The following is a 20,487-nucleotide window of genomic DNA, read 5'->3' as shown; positions in this document are numbered from 1 at the left end:
AATTTGTATAATCGGAATAAAAAAAAATGTATCTTCCCGCTTGATACTTAACATGCACAAAAACTAAATTAACTCTAATCCATAGCAAATGAAAAAACTTATGTTTGTTTCCCTAATGCTGTTGGGTTTGGCAACTTATGGTCAGACCACCGTACAGGGAAAGGTAGTTGATGAAAATAATGAACCTATTCCAGGAGCTAACGTGATCTTGGTAGGTAAAGCAGAAGGAACCACTACGGACTTTGATGGAAATTTTACCTTTAATACTGATGAAGAGCCCCCATTTCAGCTTCAATTTTCCAGCATTGGTTTCTCTGATTTTACAGCGAATGTGACTTCGAACAACCAGACGCTTACCATTACACTTTTGGAAGCTAATACGTTGCTGGACGAAATTGTAATCTCGGCGTCAAGGACACCGGAACGTATATTTGAGTCTCCCGTATCCGTTGAAAGATTTGGACTTAGGGAAATTAAGAACACCACCGCAGAATCTTTTTATGGTGGCCTGCAAAATTTAAAAGGAGTCGACATTAATACCAATAGTTTAACCTTTCAATCCATAAACACCAGAGGTTTTGCCACCTTTGCCAACAATAGATTTTTACAGTTGGTAGATGGAATGGACAACACCGCTCCCGGTCTAAACTTTGTACTGGGTAACCTTGTTGGTATGTCCGAATTGGATGTTCAGAGTGTGGAAATCCTTCCAGGAGCTTCCTCAGCTCTATATGGTGCAGGTGCCTTTAACGGTATCCTATTTATGACCAGTAAAAACCCGTTCGATTTTCAAGGGATAAGTGCTTATTTTAAGGCTGGATTTACTGATCAAGAAGCTGCCGGAAGCAATTTTTACAAAGATTTTGGTGTACGCGCCGCTCATGCTTTTAGTGATAAATTAGCAGTTAAAGCAAACTTATCAGTGCTTAACGGTGAAGACTGGCACGCCAACAGCCGAATGGATTTGAACAATCCTGGCGCTGACCGTTCCAATCCCGCTTACGATGGATTAAATGTATATGGTGATGAAGTTTCAACAACTTTGGATTTTGATGCAGCCGCTGGATTCCCCACGGGAACTGTTGGGTCTGCAACAATTTCCAGAACAGGTTATGATGAAGCTGATTTGGCCAATTACAATGCGGAAAGTGTAAAAGCAGATTTTGCCTTGCATTATAGGCCTTTTGCTAATGATCTAGAAGTAATTCTGAACAGTAGAATTGGTCGAGGTACCACGATTTATCAAGGAGCCAACCGTTATGCGGTGGCCGGATTTACGATGCAACAACACAGGCTGGAAATTAAGAATGATAACTTCTTTGTTAGAGGGTATATTGTTTCCGAAAATTCTGGAGACGCTTACGATACCCGTTTTGCAGCGATTAACGTAAACAGAGCCTGGAAATCGGATACACAATGGTTTACTGATTATGCAGGGGCTTATATTCCTACATATTTAGGAGGCATTCAAGGAGCTGGGCTTTCGCCAGAACAAGCATCCGCTCAAGCACATATTGTTGGAAGACAAGCTGCCGACCAAGGAAGGTTGATACCTGGGACACCTGGTTTTGAAAGTGTCTTTAACAGTGTAATCAATAATGGTGATTTAACTACGGGTGCCAAATTTATTGATAAGACCAAATTCCGTCATGTAAACGGTAACTACAATATTGCACACCTAATTGATGATTGGGCTGATATTCAAATTGGAGGTTCTTTCAGGGAATACGAATTAAACTCCCAAGGAACCATCTTTACAGATATTGATGGCCCTATCAAATACAACGAATATGGTGCATATCTTCAAGTACAGAAGAAATTTTTGGACGACCGTTTAAAGTTTACAGGTTCTACGCGTTACGATAAAAATGAGTTTTTTGATGGATTCCTTTCACCAAGAGTATCATTCGCCTATACTTTGGGAGAGGAGAGAAACCATAACCTAAGGGTTTCTGTGCAGCAAGGTTTTAGAAATCCAACAACACAGGATTTATTTATTGGCTTGAATGCAGGTAGAGCAATTTTGGTAGGTTCTGCACCGGACAACTTGGATAGAGATGTACGAACTTTTAATGTTAGCGAAAGCGGTCAGGCCCTTACAGGTCAATCCACGGTAGAAATTGTCGGTCGTGCAGCCTATGAAAACGCCTATTCCACTAGCTCATTACAAGCTGGAGCACCCGAGGCGGTGAACACTCCTTTGGTACAACCGGAAGAAATTACGGCATTTGAAGCTGGTTATAGGGCGCAAGTTGGAAGATTCACGATAGATTTAAGTGGATACTACAATAGCTATTCTAACTTTTTGGCCAACACTACAACGGCGGTTCCTTTTTATGGAGAAGCTGGTGATGGAGGTCTTTCGTTGTTGGCACTTCAGAACGGGGATTATCAAGTATATCAAACATATACCAATTCCGAAGCAGATATCAACTCTTACGGAGGTACCGTTGGTGTAGATACGAAGCTTGGAAACTTTGATCTTGGGGTAAACTATACATTTGCCGAGTTGGATATTGATGAAGGAAAGTACCCAGACGTAAGGACCAACTTTAATACACCAAAGCATAAGGTTAAGGCATCGTTTGGTAATGCCGCACTTTTCAAAAACTTTGGATTTAACGTAAATTACCGTTGGAGCGATAGCTATTACTGGGAAGCCTCTTTTGCTGATGGGGATATTCCGGCGTATACGGTGTTGGATGCACAGATAAACTATTCGGTTCCTTCAATGAAATCTATTTTTAAATTGGGTGGATCTAATCTTTTGGGTGATGAATACTACACCGCAATCGGTACAGGATTTATCGGTTCCATATACTATTTGTCTTGGACCATAAATCCTTAAAGAACAGTAAACAAGCAAAACTAAAGGCGTTGGATTTTCCAACGCCTTTTTTCTTTAAAAAAAAGCTGAAATCGGTTTCTGAATAAAAATGTAAAAGCATATCTTTGCAGCCGAAAAAATAGCGGTTATTTTCCGCGTATTCAATTAAAAATAAACATACTAATGTCTAAAGTAACAGGTAAGGTTGCCCAAATTATAGGCCCGGTCATTGATGTTGAGTTTGAATCAGGGGTAGAAATCCCAAGAATTTATGACTCCCTTGAAATAGCAAAAGCAGATGGCTCAAGATTGGTTTTGGAAGTACAATCACACATTGGTGAGAATACCGTAAGGACCATTTCTATGGACTCTACCGATGGATTGAGCAGAGGAGTAGAGGTTGTAGCTACCGGAAATCCAATTCAAATGCCAATTGGAGAAGATGTTTACGGACGTCTTTTCAATGTAATCGGTGACGCTATCGATGGTTTGGAGGAACTACCAAAAACTGGAGACAATGGACTTCCAATTCACAGGGAAGCGCCAAAATTTGAAGATCTTTCCACTTCAACAGAAGTGCTTTTCACAGGTATTAAAGTAATCGACCTTATCGAGCCTTATGCAAAAGGTGGTAAAATTGGATTGTTCGGTGGTGCCGGTGTAGGTAAAACTGTATTGATTCAGGAATTGATCAACAACATTGCAAAGGGTCACGGTGGTTTGTCCGTGTTCGCAGGTGTTGGAGAACGTACTCGTGAAGGAAACGATTTGCTTCGTGAAATGTTGGAGTCCGGTATTATAAAATACGGGGACGATTTCTTGCACTCCATGGAAGAAGGAGGATGGGATTTGTCCAAAGTAGATAAAAAAGCCATGAAGGAATCCAAGGCAACTTTTGTGTTCGGTCAGATGAACGAACCACCAGGAGCACGTGCTCGTGTGGCATTGTCTGGATTGACCATTGCAGAATATTTCCGTGATGGCTCGGGAGAAGGACAAGGTAAAGACGTTCTTTTCTTCGTAGATAACATTTTCCGTTTTACCCAAGCAGGTTCTGAGGTATCGGCACTATTGGGTCGTATGCCTTCTGCGGTAGGTTACCAACCAACATTGGCAACAGAGATGGGTGCCATGCAGGAAAGAATCACATCAACAAAAAGAGGTTCCATTACTTCGGTACAGGCAGTTTACGTACCTGCCGATGACTTGACGGATCCTGCACCAGCGACAACATTTGCTCACTTGGATGCAACTACTGTACTTTCCCGTAAAATTGCTGAGTTGGGTATTTATCCTGCGGTGGATCCATTGGATTCCACTTCTAGGATTTTGACTCCGGAGATTTTGGGTAAAGACCACTACGATTGTGCACAACGCGTAAAAGAGCTGTTGCAACGTTATAAAGAACTTCAGGATATTATCGCCATCTTGGGTATGGAAGAACTTTCTGAAGAAGATAAATTGGCCGTAGGTAGAGCAAGACGTGTGCAACGTTTCTTATCTCAGCCATTCCACGTAGCCGAACAGTTTACTGGTATTCCAGGAGTTTTGGTTGACATTAAAGAGACTATTAAAGGATTTAATATGATTATGGATGGCGAACTAGATCACCTTCCAGAATCTGCCTTCAACCTTAAAGGATCCATCGAGGAAGCTATTGAGGCTGGAGAGAAAATGTTGGCTGAAGCTTAAGATATGTATTTGGAGATTGTATCACCCGAAGCCACTTTATTTTCAGGCGAAGTAACCTCAGTTACTGTTCCTGGAGTAAATGGTGAGTTCCAGATGTTGGAGAATCACGCACCTATTGTATCTCTATTACAAGCTGGTAACGTAAAAGTGAAAGGTAGCATTACCATTGAAGAAGCTTTTGAAGACAAATTTTCCAAAGGAAAGAATGGAGAAACAGTTTTGTCCATTTCAAGTGGAACAGTGGAGATGAAAGACAACAAAATAATCGTCCTAGCCGATTAAAATAAATGAATTCATTCACAAAAAAGCCGCTCCATTGGAGCGGCTTTTTTCATTTATAACATGATGATATGCCATTGCTTTTCACCTGAATTGTATATGGTTAATGTTTCAAACCCTATCGCCGCATGAGCGGCCAATGACCTTTTGTTTTTTCCATCCACTTCAGTAACAATGGTATCAAAACCTTCGGGAAGATTTTCTTTCATGGTTTGATACAGCTTTCGGAAGATACCCTGGCCCCGATGACTTTTGGCCACACAGATTTGTCCCATTGCCATATAGTTGATATCATCATTCAGAGCGGTGTCAATTTCTTGGAACATCGGGCGAAGCACTTCAATATCCTCGGCAAATTTTGGGTGCATGCTTAATGCATACCCTACAACCTGATTACCCTCCACTGCAATAATGTGCCCGCACACATCGTTCATGGCCTTGAGCAGATCCATGGTATGTTCCACGGTCACAAAACCCTCTTTTGTGCTTTCTTCTTGGCTTATGTTTTTAGGTAAATTACGCTGCTGGAGGTCTAGAATTTGTTCTAGTTCCGCTAAAGTGTCTGCTTGTTTATAGCTGACCATTTATTCCACTTTAAGCCATTCTTTTCGTTGCTCGAGCATCTTTTTGGATGGTTCTTGTTCTTTGTCTTCCATCAAACTGAAAGAATAATTTGGGCTGGGTGCTAAAACCAGTTCTGTGCTTTTTTCTTTTCCGTATCGGGTGAATTTTACCTGCAACGGTTCTCCTAAATTGAACTGCTTTAAATAATCATCAAACTTTTGGTCTTCGGTTAATGGTTTATCATTGATACTGAGGATAACATCACCACTATCCAAACCTGCCTTGTAAGCAGGACTGCCCATTTTTGTATTTCTGAGAATCATAAAGCCTGACTTATCAGCGCTCATGGAAACATAAGCTCCAAAATAGGGTGCTGTTTCTGGCTGTTCCAAAACCACCCCTACCGACTCCATAAATGTTTTGTAATCGGGCATTTCGCTCTTGTAGATATAGTTGTTGAAGAAATGGTCTCCAAATTCTTTTCCTGCATACGCGTTCAAGGCATCATGAAGATTTTTGATGGTATATGGTATTTCGGTAGCACCATATTTTTTCCAGACAGATTTCATGAAATCATCCAGATTTAGTCCTTCTTCCCTTAAAGAAAGGTCCAAAGCCAATGCTAAAACACTTCCATAGGAATAATATGAAATAAACATATTATCACGGTTTACAGGATCTACCGAGGTCGCAGCATCCACAAAAGGAGCTTGGAAACTCATTTCAATGGGATTGAAAAACTGCCGTGCAGGAGAGTTCCAAACATAGTTAAAAGTTCCAGCCAAACCTTCCACATATTCTTTGGGGGAAGAAAGGCCCGCTCTGCACAAAATCAAACCTGTATAGTAGCTGGTAAATCCTTCGGCGAACCAAAGAGCACCACTCATATTCGCTTCTTCAAAATCAAAGGGTTCCAAAGTTTTTGGGCGAATCCGTTCCACGTTCCAAGCATGAAAAAATTCGTGGGATACCGTCCCAATATTGCGCTCCATTCCACCGTTTGCCAAGCTTCGGGTACTGGTCAATATCGTAGAGTTTCGGTGCTCCATCCCATCTCCCGAAGCATTGGGGATATAGCATGCGAGAAATGTATAATTTCCATAATCAAAATCGGGTAGTTCACCGTAGACTTCTTTTTCTGTCAATACTACTTTCTTTACTTTCTCAAAATATTCATCAGCCTCTTCTTCGGTTCCATTATGATGTAGCGCAAGGTTGATGGTTTTTCCATCTACTTCAAAAGAGCGAAGCATGTAATTGCTGATTTCCGTAGGGCTATCCATAAAATAATAGAGGTTAGGTGCCGTATAGGTAGTGCCGGAAACCAAAGGAAGCTGTGTGGCCACTTTCCAATCCAAATCTTCACGAACGTCAAAAGTTACTTCAATTTTACGCTCACTCAGCGCTGGAGAAAACATAAAAGTCGCAGGAATGTTCAAGTGGGCATGGGTTTCATCCACTTGGGAGTAGGTGCCGCCACCCCGGTTGGCAAATAATATGTATTTGATGTTGATAGCGCCGTCGTGCCCGCTGACCGTCCAAGCATACGGATTGGGACGGGTAACGGTCAAAGCTTTTCCTTTACTGTCCGTAGCTTCAAAACCATAGACGTTTTTGGCAAATTCGTGGATAGCGTATCGTCCAGGGGAGGTCCTGCTCATTCGAAACTCCACAATATCCGAGGTTAAATCGGGAAAAGTGGCTTGGATGAGCGCTTCGTGGTGGACGGCATTGTCAAAAGAAATTTCATAGGTATTGGTCTGGGCAGTCATTAATAGGCCCGTGAACATTGCTAAAATGGAAAGGGTAAATTTCATTTTTGGAATAGGTTTAATAACGACTAAGATACTGTTTAATCACCGTAAGTGCTACATTTGTGTTATGGAGAAATTTTCCAAAAAACTGTCCGATAAGCAATCACAACGTTTGGAAAACAACGCATTGCGTAGTCTGCCCCGTACAAAAGCATTGATCGATTTTTCCTCCAACGATTATTTGGGAACGGCTAAAAATGGAGAGCTAGAGCAAAATACGTTGGATTTGCTCAAAAAATATAGGAAAGCATGAAAACAGAATTTTACACCCTAGGCTCATTTGAGTTTCCCGCGGACGCCATAGTAATTAAGGGTAAGCTCGAGGCGGAAGGAATTCCTGTGTTTTTAAAGGATGAAAACACCATAAATTCGGATCCTTTAATCAGTGCTGCTCTCGGAGGAGTAAAACTTCAGGTGTATTCCAGTGATAAAAAACGGGCCAAAGAAATTTTTGACGAAGTCCGAAACTATGCCACGGATGAATTTGGAAATCCAGTAGTGTGTCCAAATTGTAAGGCCACAAAATCCGAAATTTATTACTCCCGAAGTACCTTGTTTTATAAGCTGTTTCCTTTCTTCGAGCCAAAAAAATACCAATGTATGCAGTGTAATTTTATCACCAGGCCCGCCCAATGAAATTATTTATAACAGGAATCTCAACGGAAGTTGGTAAAACAGTTGCTTAGGCCATTGTAGTCGAATCATTAGAAGCAGATTATTGGAAACCCAAAAATCATTCTAACCGTTGGTAAATAAGTCCCCTTCCAACCGTTGCTGTTAGCTGATAATGCTTTTCTAGGTAAGCATCAATATAAGTATTGTAGTCCACCAATTTTTTATCAAAGATTTCTTTTCCCTCTCTAGCAACTAATGTTTTGGGTTGAATAACCTCCATAATATACCGAAGCTCTTCCATCCCTGTATTTCTCGGATTTTCCATATAGGGAAACATTTCTTCACGGGTAATGTTGCTAGGGTGTGTAGCTGCTTTTGTGGGTGGTTTTTCACCCAATACCCAATATCCAATGTGGTATTCGGTAAAAAAAATATTCTTGGTTTCTAGCTTATGTTCTGTTATGTATGCTGGTACTTCAATACCCTCTCCATTGAAAAAGGTTCCTTTTTTTATTTTATTGGATATGATATTGCCATATTCCAGATATGATTCCATGGGTATCAAAATCAAAAGAATAATGACTATAGATTGATACCTCTTTTTTAATGGCGGAAGCTTGCCAACGGCTATTCCCAAAGGAATCAAAATTAAAGGGTATAATTGAATTAGATAATGTCCGTTTACTTTGCCTGCCTGCATATAGGAGAGTAGGATACCCAAAATAACAACCGTTAAAATTTGAAGTTTTTTGTCTTTCCAATCAATTATTTTTAGGGTAAAACCAGCCATTAGCAGCCCTAAAATGACTATTACGAATGGCAAAGTCTTTAGTGGAGAATGGAACTTGCCTTCGGAATAGGCCAGAGGTGCTTCAAAAATGGATTCCCAGCAAACTTGGATATTCCCTTGAAGGTAATAGGGCATTATGGTGAATGCAATGGTTACGAAAAAACCTATACCCATAAAAACTAAATTGACGATGTTCTTGGAAATTTGTTTTTTGTGAAACCCTTCGTATAAAAAATATAGGCCCAAACTCAATACGGGATAGGCCATGTTCAGTTTCGTCATCACCGAAATCCCCAAAAGAAGTCCAGAAGTAAAAAACCATTTTTGGTCATCCTTCAAAAACAAAATGTATAGGCCTGCAACAAAAAAGAAAGTACAGATATGTTCGGACATAACCCCTTGTAGGCTACCAAATAAACTTTGAAAAAAAACACAGAAGATGGCCACCCAGAACGCTATTTTTTTGGAAGTGATTTTAGTAGCAATTCCATAGGTGAATAAAGCCGTTAAAGCGACAATAAGAGAACCAAAAAGGCGTATGGCGATAAAACTCTTCCCAAATATTTTAATGATAATGGCAAAAAATAAAAAAGTCATCGGAGGCTTAAGGTCCCATAGTTGGGTATAGGGCAGATGTCCATTGGCCCATGATTGTCCCATAATAATAAAAGTGCTCTCGTCTCGATCAATGTAATCCCTAAAAAAGAAGGGGAAACGAATGATTATGGCCAGTACAACCAAAATAAGCAGGACTGTTTTCCAATCAAGATTTTGAAAGCTAAAGGAGCGGAATTTTTTAAGCACGACGGTATTCAGCTTTTTGGCCATTAATTATCATCTATGCAATATAGATAAATTTGAATGTTTTGAGAGATTCCGCAGTGGCTTAAAAATTATCGGAAAGGGATAAAAAACACCTTTGGCACCCTTTGACTCAGCACTAGACCAGTCCCGTTAGGAGAAAAGCTAAGGGCGAGGCAGATGCCATCTTGTTTAAAGCTCAGCCCGAAGCAAAAGAAATAGAAGCTCAAGAGACCATTTAATAATGGTCTCTTTTTATTTTAAACAGCTGCCAACTGAAGGTAGGCTTGCTTTAACTTTTCAATTACGATTTTAAGTTCTTCCTTGTTTAGATGTCCATAACCAAAACGGATGGCGCAGGTGTTTTTATCTTGATAGAGAATGGTTTTAGGTAAGAATAAATCTAATTGCTCTGCTTTTTCGGCTAGTTTTACTAGTGATATGGGAGTTTTAAATTGTAACCACATGGCAAGCCCACCAGAAGGTATTTGCCAATCAAGGATATTGGCAAAGTGCTGCTTTAATAAAGCACTTAAAGCATCTCTACGTTGTTTATAGGTAACTATATTTTTTTTCTTGAGCCGGTATATTTCGCCTTCTGATATCAATTCAGAAAGCATTTGTTCCTGTATTAAATCTCCCTGGGTATCCAATAATTGCAAGTAATTTTTGGTTTCGGCAATTACCTGTTCTGTAGCCACTACAAAACCCGTATGAAAACTCGGAAATAAAGACTGTCCTAGTTTACCCAAATAAATAATATTTCCGTTGGCATCTGCACTGGCCATGGGCAACATGGAAGAGCCTTCAAACTGAAAGTCATGGTCAAAATCGTCCTCGATTATGGCAAAATCGTGAGTTTTGGCCAATTGCAGTAACTGCAACCTTCTCTTGGTGCTTAAAGTTATTGTTGTTGGATAGTCCCTGTTGGAGCAAACATATATGCAACGAATGTTCTTATGTATAAAATGTTCATTTATGTATCCAATATCCAAACCTTCGTCGTCTACGGGCACGGTTTTTATTTTTGCCCCCGCTTGCTGAAATATCATATTGGCCACATAATTGCTCAGTTGTCCAACCAGCACTAAATCGCCAGGATTAATTAGCACTTGTGAAACGATGTATAGGCTCATTTCCGTACTACGTGTATTTAATAAATTGGTTGGTTTTATATGAAATCCTCGTGTGGCATTTAAGTAATTGCAAAATTGCGTGCTAAAAAAGGAAGGGATTAAAGCACTTGTTCCGTTCCATTTGTTAATCAGTGGCTTTCGTTTCATTGCAGCACTATACCACCTAGAAAATTGGTGCACGGGATGTAAACGCAAATCGGGCTTGCCATCACTTATAGCATATTTAGAAGAGGTTTCTTCCTTGGTAGATGCAAGGTGAAAGGATTGCTGGAACGGGAATCCTGGACTTTTTGGATACTCGTATGCCTGATTGATGTGCTGCGTACTTGCCTTAATTTTTACATTGGAATCTTCCGGAACCACCACAAAAGTTCCTTTATTGGGAATAATGTTTACCCATCCTTGCGAGGCCAGTTCATCATAGATGGCCACGGCAGTATTGCGGTGGACGTTCAATAACTCACTTAAAACCCGTGTCCCGGGTAATTTGCTGCCTTTTTCCAAATAGCCTCGTTGTATGGCGTTCATGATTTGCTGTGCCACTTGCACGTATACAGGCTGTACAATAGACTTGTCTATGGATACTAGCTGGACCAACAAATCAAAAACCGGACTATTCATTGTTTTAAAAGTGGACTAGTTTAATCGTCCGGAAAGTTAGGACTTTTGCAGCATTAATTTAAATGACTTAAAAACATACGTTACAAGTTCAAATAATGAAGAAATCAATTTTATTTTCTGCGATTTTAATGGCCGGTGCTTTTCAAGTACAAGCACAACAGGACGATGCTGTTAAGGTAGATTCGTTAAGCGAAGTTGTAGTAACCGCAAACCGAATCAACCTTCCATTTAAGGAAAATTCTAGAACTATAAACATAATAACCTCCAGTGATATTAAAAATAGTGCAGCGGTTAATGTTGCGGATTTATTGCAACAAGTTGCGGGCGTAGATATTAGAAGACGCGGTACAGGTGGTAGCCAAGCAGATTTGTATATAAGAGGTGGTGGTTTTGACCAAACCTTAGTATTAATAGATGGCGTTAAAATGGACGATGCGCAAACGGGTCACCATACCATGAACGCAGCTTTGCCATTAGAGGTTATAGAAAGAATAGAAATTATAAAAGGCCCTGCAGCACGTGTTTTTGGACAAAACGCCTTTGCTGGGGCCATCAATATCATTACAAAGAAGAATTTGAATAATTCCGTTTCCCTAAACGTAGAAGCAGGATCTTTTGGACAATTAAATGGTAGCGTAACCGCTGGTGTGGATAAGGAAAACTCGTCTCATATAATACATGTGGGAAGGGTAACATCTGAAGGTTATAGAAATAACTCAGATTACGATAATGGTAATTACTTTTTAAAAAGCATTTTCAATAAAAATGCACAGCCTATTGAAATGACAGCTACTTTCTTGGAGCGCAATTTTGGGGCTGAGAACTTTTACACCACCAATTCTACGTTTAACGAGTACGAAGAAACCCAAAATAGCCTTTTGGCGTTTTCTACTACCTTTAAGAAAAACAAGCTAAAAATACAGCCAAGAATCTATTGGAAGCGTAATCAAGATTTATTTCTATTAAGAAGAAATGAACCGGGTTTTTACAGAAACATGCATATTTCTAACAAGATAGGCGTAGAAACCAACGCTTCTTATGCATCTAAATTAGGAATTACTGGTTTTGGGGTAGAACTTTCTAAAATATACCTTAGAAGTAACAACTTGGGTAACCGAAACCGTTCCATGTCCAATGTGTTTTTAGAACATCGTTTTAGCATTGCAGACAACAAGCTGGACATTACTCCTGGCGTAGCATTAACCTATTTTTCAGATTTTAAGTTTCGTGCTTTTCCTGGATTGGATTTAGGTTATAATCTTACCAATAATTTCAAGGTGTATGGTAATATTGGTTATACCTACCGTATACCAACTTACACGGATTTGTTTTACAATGATCCTGTTACAAGTGGTAATGCAAATTTGGAACCAGAAGAAGCTTTTGCACAGGAATTTGGGGTAAAGTATACCACATCCAAATTTAATGCTAGTATTGCTGTTTTTAATAGAGATGCAGACAATCTAATAGATTATGTAAGAAACAATGTTGCTGAGGATGTGTTTGTGGCAACAAATATTACTGAGGTAAACACCAAAGGCTTGGAGTTAGACGCTGCTTATAATTTTAAATTTAAGGACTATACCCAAACATTAAGTGTTGGCTATGCGTTTTTGGATGACAATATTTTAGATCAGAATGAAGAATTGTCGCGTTACTCTTTAAATACGCTTAAACACCAATACACCACACGTTTAAGTACGCAATTGTTCAAAAACGTACGTCAAAATATAATTTACAAATATGCAGAGCGTACTACGGGGCAAACGTATAATGTTTGGGACGCTTCATTGGCTATCAAAGTAAAGCAGACAGAGTTTACCATTACTGCAAGCAATATTTTCGATACAGATTACATAGAGTCTGGATTTGTTCCAATGCCGCCAAGTAATGTGCTTTTCGGTCTGCGTTATAGTTTTAAATAGGCGCAACAATCCATGGAAGACCAAAAACCTGTGGAAATTTGGGAGATGATCCGTATGGTGGCCACTACCCGAATTATAATGCCAAAAACACAGGTGAGGCTATCCACCGGAAGAACCGAAATGAGTCGCGAAGGTCAGGCCATGTGTTTCTTTGCTGGAGCCAACTCCATTTTTGCAAGAGATAAGTTGCTTACCATTCCAAACCCCGATGTAAATGAGGATATGGCGCTCTTCAAACAATTGGGACTAAATCCACAAAAGGCATTTAAAAGCTTTTATTAATTTAGAGGTTTAAAATTCCTTGAAATTTTGAAGCTGAACCTTGAACAGATACCTCGGGAGAAGACCCTTTCGAAGAAAGAGTTTCTCCAAAAATATTTCAAGCCTCAAAAGCCAGTTGTTATTGAGCGCTTTATTGGGGATTGGCCTGCATATTCTAAATGGAGCTTAGATTATGTAAAAGAGGTGGCTGGTGAAAAGGAAGTGCCCCTTTATGACGACAGGCCAGTAAAGCACGACGAAGGCTTCAATGAGCCACATGCCAAAATGAAGATGGCAGACTATGTGGACCTTTTAAAAAGCGGCCCTACCAAATATCGAATCTTTCTTTGGAACATTTTAAAAGAGGTTCCCGAACTTCAAAAAGACTATTCTTACCCAGATTTTGGATTACGTCTTATGAAAGGGTTGCCCATGCTCTTTTTTGGTGGAGAGAACTCGCATACCTTTATGCATTATGATATTGATTTGGCCAATATTTTCCATTTTCATTTTGAGGGAAAGAAACAATGTATCCTGTTTTCGCAATCTGAAACCAAGTTTTTATACAAGATTCCCCATTCTTTGATTACGAGGGAGGATATAGATTTTGCAGACCCTGATTTAGAAAAATGGCCGGCTTTGAAGCATGCCAAGGGCCATATTACCCATTTGGAACATGGGAATATCCTTTATATTCCCGAAGGGTATTGGCACCATATGAAATACATTACCCCGGGGTTTTCAATGAGCCTGCGGGCGATTGCCAGAAAGCCAAAGAATTTTGGAAAGGCAGTCTATAATATTTTTGTGATGCGGCATTTTGATAATCTCATGCGTAGACTTAAGGGACAAGAATGGATTGATTGGAAAAATGAAAAAGCTGTGGAGCGTACGCAAAAATTATTGTTGCAACAGTAATGGCTCACTTGATAAGCTCATTGGCTTTTTCGTACACCAAATGACTTTCCCATCCTCGATATAAAAGGTAATCAGCCAACTTTTTCTTTTTTTTAAAGCTATTGGTTTCCTTGATTTGGCTCAAACGTTTTCTGGCCAATTCATCAAAAGTTTGGAGGTAATCCTCGTTTGTGATTTCTGCAAGAGCACTTTTAATGTTATAAGGGGAAATATCACGAAACCTAAGCTCCCGAATAATACGGTTTGCCCCCCACTTTTTAATATTGAATTTACCTCTGGCAAAGGCCTTTGCAAAGCGTTCTTCGTTGAGATAGTTTTCTTGGATGAGGTGTCCCAAAATTTGATCTATGGCCTCAGGAATCATGTTCATACCCCTTAACTTCTCCGTAACTTCCTTATGGCACCGCTCTTGGTAGGCGCAGTAATGCTCCATTTTTTTAGTGGCTTCTTGGATGGAGTAAAATTTTTGGGAAGAAAATCCTGAATGCATTTATGTTTATTTTTTTGATACCACAATCAACCTATCCGAAAAAGTGAGTATGGTTTTACCATTTTCCGTTGTTGTTTCTGAATTGCCTTCTGATACAATATATTCTCCTTGGGGTAAAATGAGTTTAATTTTCCAGTCTGTTTTTGTTTGTTGTATTTTAATTTGATGGGATTCTTTGGATTTTGTGTGCCATATCGAAATCTTGTTGTCTCCCACATTTACATCTTCCAATGAAGCATCATCCCATCCTGAAGGCATTTGGGGTTCAATTATAATAACTTTTTTGTGTGACAGAGGTTTGATTCCAAAGAATTGGTTTACAATGGGTACAGCAAATGCGTAAATGTTCCATGCCTGGGTCATCATACCATAGTCTGGAGAAACCTCGTAGATACTTCCGGGTAATGCGTAACTAAAGGAACGAGATATCCTTTTTAAGTAATCGAGGGCTTGGTCGGGACGGCCATAATTATTTTCTGCAACCGCTTGCACTCCCGTGGGTAATGTCATTACGGCACCGGTATAAGAAAATACCTTACTTCCCTTAAAGGAGCCAGAGTCATCACCAGCTGTCTCATCGCGATCAATACCTGTCACGAACACCCCGAAAGGATTGGTGAATTTCCTTGCATTGTCCAAAGCCAATATTGCTTTTGTAGAATCTGCTATGCCCATTTCCATGGGGGTATTCACGACCCAGTTGTGATAAAGTACAAAGGGTCTGGGTTCATCGGATGGATTACGTAAAATTTGTTGTTTTGTTGCTTCAAGTTCTTCAACTGCCCATGGTTTGTTCAACGTATCGGCCCTTACCAAAGCATCATCTATTAAATGCAATGCTTGTTGGTCGGTTCCAATAAAATCTGCGTAGGATTGAAAAGTTTCTGCCCAAAATTCAGTGTTTATTTTCTCCTTTAGCTGATTCGCCAATTTCTGATATTCTCTGGCCAATTCAGTTTCGTTCAACTCGCTGGCCATAAGTGCGGCATCTGCAAAAGCTCTTTGCGTATAGGAGGCCACGTCTATCATTTCACTATTAAGACCGTGTATTTCCATCATACCAAAACCATCAGGAAATAGATTTTTGTTAGCATCATTTTCCTCCAATAACCATTTCAAACCTTTTTTTATCGTTGGAAAATATTTTGCCAGAAATTCTTTATCGCCGTTCCATTTATAGATTTCCCATATCAATGATGCAAATTGGGGAGTTTCATTGATATTTCCTTTATTGAAAACAACACCGTTGGTGGACATTTCGTGAAATATTCTACCATTATTGTTTACCGCCATTGAAACACTATCCAAAAGCTGGACGGTATTCTCTACAATCTCGTCCTGACCAATCGCCATATACCCTTTAAGCGCATACTCACTATCCGTACCAAAGTACCATGGATAATCAGGGATACCTGCGCCAATGCCTGAACCAATTTCAGGAATTGTTCGTACAAGCCAGTCACAATTATATTTTAACCATTCAAATGTTTCTTGCAGGTGCTTGTCGGGAATGGTTAATTTTGACTGGTTTACCAGTTGCTCATAACGAGCTTTTTTTGCTTTGGCCAACGGAACAATGTTCTCGAGAATGTTGTTATAGCTGTTAATTGCATCTTCACGAGAAATATATGATCCGGTTAAGGCAAAATTTAGGGTTTTCTTCGATTTAGCAGGAATCTCAACTACATATTCAAGCGCATTGGATGCACCGTTGGACTTGTTCGGCTCTTCAATCACTTTCGAGGAAATAGGTGCTTGGTCAGACCCAAAAACAGTATACCATGAATTTAAACTGTCTTTGACTACCCAATAATTTTCTTCTAAAATAGCTGAATCCTTCGAGTCAATCATATTTGAGCGCTCCCCCAACCAAGTGGGACGCAAGTTGGAATGACCAACAAAATTTACATAGCTTTTAACGCTTTCCTTTGCGTTATTTTTGATAATAAACTGAACAAAAATACCCTGGACATTATCAGGAACAAATTGAATCCTTTCAACAACAAGACCGTCTTTTTCAAATTTGAATATGTGTTTGTTTGCATAGGGGTAGTTTATAAACTCAGAGGCCTTGTTCAATTTCAACACTTTATTGCTAACCGCCATCTCCACATCGAAGCCATCCATTAGTTTTATGGGATGATTCCAAATTCCACCCATTTCTCCTTTAATATGCCAACCTAGAGTAGGAAAGGTTCCATCTTGATGGCCAGCCATGTATACTCTGTCCCCGGCAGTGACGTAAGGCGAGTTTAAGTAGGTTTCTTTCCCTTTAATATTGGGAGATTCATCCAATATATTTGACATTGTATTCTCTGTCTGAGAGGAACATGCCATAATCAAAATACTAAATAAAAGGAAGGTTGGCGTTTTCATTTTTAGAATGCTAGGATATCAAAAATACTGCTTTGCGCTAAACTTGTAAAAACAAAAAAAGCGACCCCATTGCTGGAGTCGCTTCGTATTATGGTCTTATTGTTTTGCCGTCTTTGTCCTTAAAATGATATTCAAGGTACTTATAGGCATCCCGAGGTTGGATTTTGATCCATTTCTTATAGGTTTTGAACCATTTGGAACGGATAGAAGGAAATCCCTTAGTAAGGTAAGCGGCAATAAACGGATGAATGTTCAATACAATTCCGTTGTTTTTGCCCTTTTGCTTTAGGATTCGCTCTAAATCCACTTGAATTTTATCAATCAAGACGATGGGAGCTTCCACTTCGGCACCCGATACGTTCGGGTTTTCCTCACTGGTTTTAATATTCATTTCCGGACGAACCCTTTGTCTTGTAATCTGTACAAGACCAAATTTACTGGGGGGCAAAATTTTATGCTTTGCCCTATCATCCTTCATTTCGTCCCTAAGGTGGTCATACAACTTTCGTCTGTGGTCACCTTTGGTCATATCAATAAAATCTACCACGATGATTCCGCCCATGTCGCGCAAACGTAATTGTCTTGCAATTTCGGTTGCAGCCAATAGGTTTACTTCGAGTGCGGTATCCTCTTGGTTTTTTGCCTTGTTAGAGCGGTTACCACTGTTTACATCTATAACGTGCAAAGCTTCGGTGTGCTCTATAACAAGGTAAGCCCCGCGGCTCATGGATGCTGTTCGGCCAAAAGAGGTCTTAATTTGACGCTCTATCCCAAATTTTTCAAAAATAGGGGCCGGACCGGTGTACAACTTTACAATGGATTCTTTTTGAGGTGCAATTTCATGCAAATAATCCTTGATTTGGTTGTAGAGTGTTTCTTCATCAACATGTATTCCGGTAAAGGAATCGTTGAAGACATCCCTAAGGATGGATGACGCCCTGTTTAGTTCCACCAAAACTTTGGATGGATGCGACGCCCTTTGCAATTTCTTGCACATGTTTGTCCATTTGGAAAACAAGTTCTGAAGATCTTTATCCAGCTCCGCAACCTTTTTGCCTTCTGCTACGGTACGTATAATTACTCCAAATCCCTTGGGCTTAATACTTTTTACAAGTCTAATAAGTCTGTCCTTTTCTTCCTTGCTCGCTATCTTTTGTGATACCGAGACTCTATCGGAAAAAGGTACCATGACCAGAAAACGCCCGGCTATGGAAAGCTCAGAGCTGATTCTTGGTCCTTTTGTTGATATGGGTTCTTTTACTATTTGTACCAGTAGTGACTGATTGGCTTTTAGCACATCGTTAATGCTGCCATTCTTGTCAATGTCTTTTTCAAACGGAAAATTTTTCAGGGAGTAATCTTTTAGTTTCCCTGTTCTAGCTTGTTTAATGAATTTTAACATTGAAGATAGTTGCGGGCCTAGGTCATGGTAATGCAGGAACGCATCTTTTTCATAACCTACATTGACAAATGCTGCATTTAGGCCTGTAACGGGTTTTCTGATCTTGGCTAGGAAGATATCCCCTACGGAAAAGTTATTATTGTCTTCTTCTTTGTGTAATTCTACTAATTTTCCATCCTTTAGTAAGGCAAAATCGACTGCATCGGGCGTAGATCTTACTATTAATTCTCTATTCACCTGAATCGATTTTTATTTATCCCACATGAATTTTGGGATAAATGATTAAACAATATATAGTATCGGTTATTTTTCGAACCGATTGAAATTCGTTTATTGAATCTCTATGTCAAAGAACGTGATAGGGTAAAACGAAAAAGTAGTTGTTTCAACTACTTTTTCTTGTGTCGGTTAGCTCTTCTACGCTTCTTACGCTTGTGCGTGGCTACCTTATGTCTTTTTCTTTTCTTTCCACTCGGCATATGGCTCTTGCTTTAGTGTTGTTATTATATTATTTTACTTGTACATTGGTCTTTACGCCTTCCACAAATACTTTGGCTGGCTTAAATGCAGGAATATTGTGTGCAGGAATTTTTATGGTAGTGTTCTTAGAGATATTTCTACCGGTTTTTTCCGCTCTGGTCTTGATGATAAAACTACCAAAACCTCTTAAATAAACATTATCACCATTTTCCAAGGATGATTTTACCTCTTCCATAAAGGATTCTACTGTCGCTTGCACATCTCCTTTTTCAATACCTAGTTTTTCTGAGATCCTAGTTACAATATCTGCTTTCGTCATTTCGTCTTATTAATTTTCAAATTTTTTTCGGCTTGCAAATATAAACATTATAATTAATCTTTCCCTTTAACCCTTTAATTTTAAGTATATAAACTGATACATTTGAGCATTATTATTTTGTATAATGAATTTTGCCCAAAAAATCTTGACTTGGTATCTTGAACATCAACGTGATCTTCCCTGGAGGCAAACACGTGAACCTTATAAAGTTTGGCTATCGGAAATCATACTACAACAGACCCGTGTAGCTCAGGGAATGCCCTATTATTATAAGTTTGTGGAAGCTTTCCCCACAGTTTATGATCTTGCGAACGCTCCTGAAGAGCAGGTGTTGAAACTTTGGCAAGGACTGGGTTATTACTCCCGTGCCCGTAATTTGCACGCTACGGCCAAAATGGTTGTGGAGGATTATCATGGAGAATTCCCGAAGACCTATAAAGGATTGAAATCTTTAAAAGGTATTGGGGATTATACGGCCAGTGCCATTGCTTCATTCTGTTTTGATGTGCCAGAACCTGTGGTGGATGGTAATGTTTATCGTGTTTTGTCCCGATATTTTGGTGTTGATATGCCTATTAACAGTACCCAGGGCATCAAATATTTTAAAAAACTCGCCCGTGTGGTGATGGACGTAGGGAACATACGCGACTATAACCAGGGTATTATGGAGTTTGGTGCCATACAATGTGCTCCTAAAAAGCCTTCCTGTTTATTGTGCCCACTTCAAGAAAGCTGTATTGCGCTGAAAGAGAATAAAGTGGACACCCTTCCAGTAAAACAAAACAAAACCAGAGTAAGGAATCGTTACTTTAATTATTTAGTGTTGCTCGATGAAAATGAAAGTACCGTTTTGGAACAACGGAAAGGAAAGGGCATTTGGCAGAATTTGTACCAGTTTCCATTGATCGAGTCGGAGAAAAGGCTTCAGGCCGAAGAATTGAGGCCATTGATCAAGGAAAAAGAGGATGTTCCGGTATTCGATGCGTTATCATTATATAATAATGAACCGATCGTGCATAAACTATCACATCAACATTTATACACACAATTTTGGATCCTAAAAACTTCTCATATATTAGAGGAAGGAACACAATGGAATGAAATAGATAATTTTCCAGTTCCAGTTTTGATAGCAGATTTTATTAAGACATTGAAAATTTAGTACTTTTGATTAATT

General features: G+C 39.5%; 16 protein-coding genes and 1 pseudogene. 9 read left to right on the top strand and 8 right to left on the bottom strand.

The window, feature by feature from the left end:
- Window positions 1-88: 88 nt before the first annotated feature.
- From D2V08_RS05105 to D2V08_RS05095, 3 genes are all read left to right on the top strand, one after another.
- The gene (locus tag D2V08_RS05105) at window positions 89-2,848 is read left to right on the top strand and encodes a TonB-dependent receptor (RefSeq protein WP_119606992.1); all 2,760 of its coding nucleotides are present in this window, start codon (window positions 89-91) and stop codon (window positions 2,846-2,848) included.
- 162 nt (window positions 2,849-3,010) lie between these two features.
- Complete coding sequence (atpD, locus tag D2V08_RS05100; RefSeq protein ID WP_100816539.1) at window positions 3,011-4,519, top strand: F0F1 ATP synthase subunit beta; 1,509 nt, start codon at window positions 3,011-3,013, stop codon at window positions 4,517-4,519.
- 3 nt (window positions 4,520-4,522) lie between these two features.
- Window positions 4,523-4,801, top strand: coding sequence for a F0F1 ATP synthase subunit delta/epsilon (locus D2V08_RS05095; protein ID WP_119606991.1), 279 nt, complete (start codon window positions 4,523-4,525; stop codon window positions 4,799-4,801).
- Window positions 4,802-4,854: 53 nt separating this feature from the next.
- Here the strand turns inward: D2V08_RS05095 and D2V08_RS05090 are convergent, their stop codons facing one another.
- Both D2V08_RS05090 and D2V08_RS05085 read right to left on the bottom strand, forming a co-directional pair.
- Window positions 4,855-5,382: a GNAT family N-acetyltransferase gene (locus D2V08_RS05090; RefSeq protein ID WP_119606990.1), complete on the bottom strand. Its 528-nt coding sequence runs from the start codon at window positions 5,380-5,382 to the stop codon at window positions 4,855-4,857.
- Window positions 5,383-7,179, bottom strand: a complete 1,797-nt coding sequence (locus D2V08_RS05085; RefSeq protein WP_119606989.1) for a M61 family metallopeptidase — start codon at window positions 7,177-7,179, stop codon at window positions 5,383-5,385. It lies immediately after the preceding gene.
- Window positions 7,180-7,243: 64 nt separating this feature from the next.
- Between D2V08_RS05085 and D2V08_RS05080 the strand changes: the two genes are divergently transcribed.
- Window positions 7,244-7,429, top strand: coding sequence for a hypothetical protein (locus D2V08_RS05080; protein WP_119606988.1), 186 nt, complete (start codon window positions 7,244-7,246; stop codon window positions 7,427-7,429).
- Window positions 7,426-7,812: a putative signal transducing protein gene (locus D2V08_RS05075; RefSeq protein WP_119606987.1), complete on the top strand. Its 387-nt coding sequence runs from the start codon at window positions 7,426-7,428 to the stop codon at window positions 7,810-7,812. The genes D2V08_RS05080 and D2V08_RS05075 overlap by 4 nt, the downstream gene beginning before the upstream one ends.
- 97 nt (window positions 7,813-7,909) lie before the next feature.
- On the opposite strand, the gene D2V08_RS05070 is transcribed toward D2V08_RS05075, so the two are convergent.
- The gene (locus tag D2V08_RS05070; protein ID WP_119606986.1) at window positions 7,910-9,409 is read right to left on the bottom strand and encodes an ArnT family glycosyltransferase; all 1,500 of its coding nucleotides are present in this window, start codon (window positions 9,407-9,409) and stop codon (window positions 7,910-7,912) included.
- 233 nt (window positions 9,410-9,642) lie between these two features.
- The gene (locus tag D2V08_RS05065) at window positions 9,643-11,139 is read right to left on the bottom strand and encodes an aminotransferase-like domain-containing protein (protein ID WP_119606985.1); all 1,497 of its coding nucleotides are present in this window, start codon (window positions 11,137-11,139) and stop codon (window positions 9,643-9,645) included.
- Between the two features lie 95 nt (window positions 11,140-11,234).
- Here D2V08_RS05065 and D2V08_RS05060 point away from each other — a divergent pair, with 95 nt between their 5' ends.
- The 3 genes and pseudogenes from D2V08_RS05060 (at window position 11,235) to D2V08_RS05050 (ending at window position 14,243) form a co-directional block, all read left to right on the top strand.
- A complete protein-coding gene (locus tag D2V08_RS05060; protein ID WP_119606984.1) occupies window positions 11,235-13,064 on the top strand; it encodes a TonB-dependent receptor plug domain-containing protein in 1,830 nt (609 codons plus the stop codon).
- Window positions 13,065-13,076: 12 nt separating this feature from the next.
- Window positions 13,077-13,331, top strand: a pseudogene (locus D2V08_RS05055) (biotin synthase BioB); the annotation flags it as partial.
- Between the two features lie 42 nt (window positions 13,332-13,373).
- Window positions 13,374-14,243 (top strand): cupin-like domain-containing protein, encoded by an 870-nt coding sequence (locus D2V08_RS05050; RefSeq protein ID WP_119606983.1) that lies wholly within the window; start codon window positions 13,374-13,376, stop codon window positions 14,241-14,243.
- 4 nt (window positions 14,244-14,247) lie between these two features.
- Here D2V08_RS05050 and D2V08_RS05045 read toward each other — a convergent pair whose 3' ends face one another.
- The 4 genes from D2V08_RS05045 to D2V08_RS05030 all read right to left on the bottom strand — a co-directional run bounded on the left by D2V08_RS05045 (window position 14,248) and on the right by D2V08_RS05030 (window position 19,310).
- Window positions 14,248-14,733, bottom strand: a complete 486-nt coding sequence (locus D2V08_RS05045; protein ID WP_119606982.1) for a regulatory protein RecX — start codon at window positions 14,731-14,733, stop codon at window positions 14,248-14,250.
- Between the two features lie 6 nt (window positions 14,734-14,739).
- Entirely contained in the window at window positions 14,740-17,040 is a 2,301-nt protein-coding gene (locus D2V08_RS05040; RefSeq protein ID WP_245980509.1) for an alpha-L-rhamnosidase-related protein, read from the bottom strand.
- 157 nt (window positions 17,041-17,197) lie between these two features.
- A complete protein-coding gene (locus tag D2V08_RS05035) occupies window positions 17,198-18,748 on the bottom strand; it encodes an Rne/Rng family ribonuclease (protein WP_119606980.1) in 1,551 nt (516 codons plus the stop codon).
- Between the two features lie 271 nt (window positions 18,749-19,019).
- Complete coding sequence (locus tag D2V08_RS05030; protein ID WP_014032385.1) at window positions 19,020-19,310, bottom strand: HU family DNA-binding protein; 291 nt, start codon at window positions 19,308-19,310, stop codon at window positions 19,020-19,022.
- 124 nt (window positions 19,311-19,434) lie between these two features.
- Between D2V08_RS05030 and mutY the strand changes: the two genes are divergently transcribed.
- Window positions 19,435-20,472, top strand: a complete 1,038-nt coding sequence (gene mutY, locus D2V08_RS05025; RefSeq protein ID WP_119606979.1) for an A/G-specific adenine glycosylase — start codon at window positions 19,435-19,437, stop codon at window positions 20,470-20,472.
- The last annotated feature ends 15 nt before the right edge of the window (window positions 20,473-20,487 follow it).

This window comes from Flagellimonas lutimaris, assembly GCF_003581615.1.
Classification (GTDB): domain Bacteria; phylum Bacteroidota; class Bacteroidia; order Flavobacteriales; family Flavobacteriaceae; genus Flagellimonas; species Flagellimonas lutimaris.
The sequence above is the reverse complement of the archived record's forward strand: the minus strand, read 5'-3'. Positions and strand labels throughout refer to the sequence as shown.

What these genes read in the sequence shown, in the direction of transcription:
- D2V08_RS05030 (WP_014032385.1), bottom strand. Translation starts at nt 19,310, where the DNA reads ATGACGAAAGCAGATATTGTAACTAGGATCTCAGAAAAACTAGGTATT.
- D2V08_RS05060 (WP_119606984.1), top strand. Translation starts at nt 11,235, where the DNA reads ATGAAGAAATCAATTTTATTTTCTGCGATTTTAATGGCCGGTGCTTTT.
- D2V08_RS05040 (WP_245980509.1), bottom strand. Translation starts at nt 17,040, where the DNA reads ATGTCAAATATATTGGATGAATCTCCCAATATTAAAGGGAAAGAAACC.
- D2V08_RS05080 (WP_119606988.1), top strand. Translation starts at nt 7,244, where the DNA reads ATGGAGAAATTTTCCAAAAAACTGTCCGATAAGCAATCACAACGTTTG.
- atpD (WP_100816539.1), top strand. Translation starts at nt 3,011, where the DNA reads ATGTCTAAAGTAACAGGTAAGGTTGCCCAAATTATAGGCCCGGTCATT.
- D2V08_RS05075 (WP_119606987.1), top strand. Translation starts at nt 7,426, where the DNA reads ATGAAAACAGAATTTTACACCCTAGGCTCATTTGAGTTTCCCGCGGAC.
- D2V08_RS05065 (WP_119606985.1), bottom strand. Translation starts at nt 11,139, where the DNA reads ATGAATAGTCCGGTTTTTGATTTGTTGGTCCAGCTAGTATCCATAGAC.
- mutY (WP_119606979.1), top strand. Translation starts at nt 19,435, where the DNA reads ATGAATTTTGCCCAAAAAATCTTGACTTGGTATCTTGAACATCAACGT.
- D2V08_RS05095 (WP_119606991.1), top strand. Translation starts at nt 4,523, where the DNA reads ATGTATTTGGAGATTGTATCACCCGAAGCCACTTTATTTTCAGGCGAA.
- D2V08_RS05085 (WP_119606989.1), bottom strand. Translation starts at nt 7,179, where the DNA reads ATGAAATTTACCCTTTCCATTTTAGCAATGTTCACGGGCCTATTAATG.
- D2V08_RS05090 (WP_119606990.1), bottom strand. Translation starts at nt 5,382, where the DNA reads ATGGTCAGCTATAAACAAGCAGACACTTTAGCGGAACTAGAACAAATT.
- D2V08_RS05070 (WP_119606986.1), bottom strand. Translation starts at nt 9,409, where the DNA reads ATGGCCAAAAAGCTGAATACCGTCGTGCTTAAAAAATTCCGCTCCTTT.
- D2V08_RS05105 (WP_119606992.1), top strand. Translation starts at nt 89, where the DNA reads ATGAAAAAACTTATGTTTGTTTCCCTAATGCTGTTGGGTTTGGCAACT.
- D2V08_RS05045 (WP_119606982.1), bottom strand. Translation starts at nt 14,733, where the DNA reads ATGCATTCAGGATTTTCTTCCCAAAAATTTTACTCCATCCAAGAAGCC.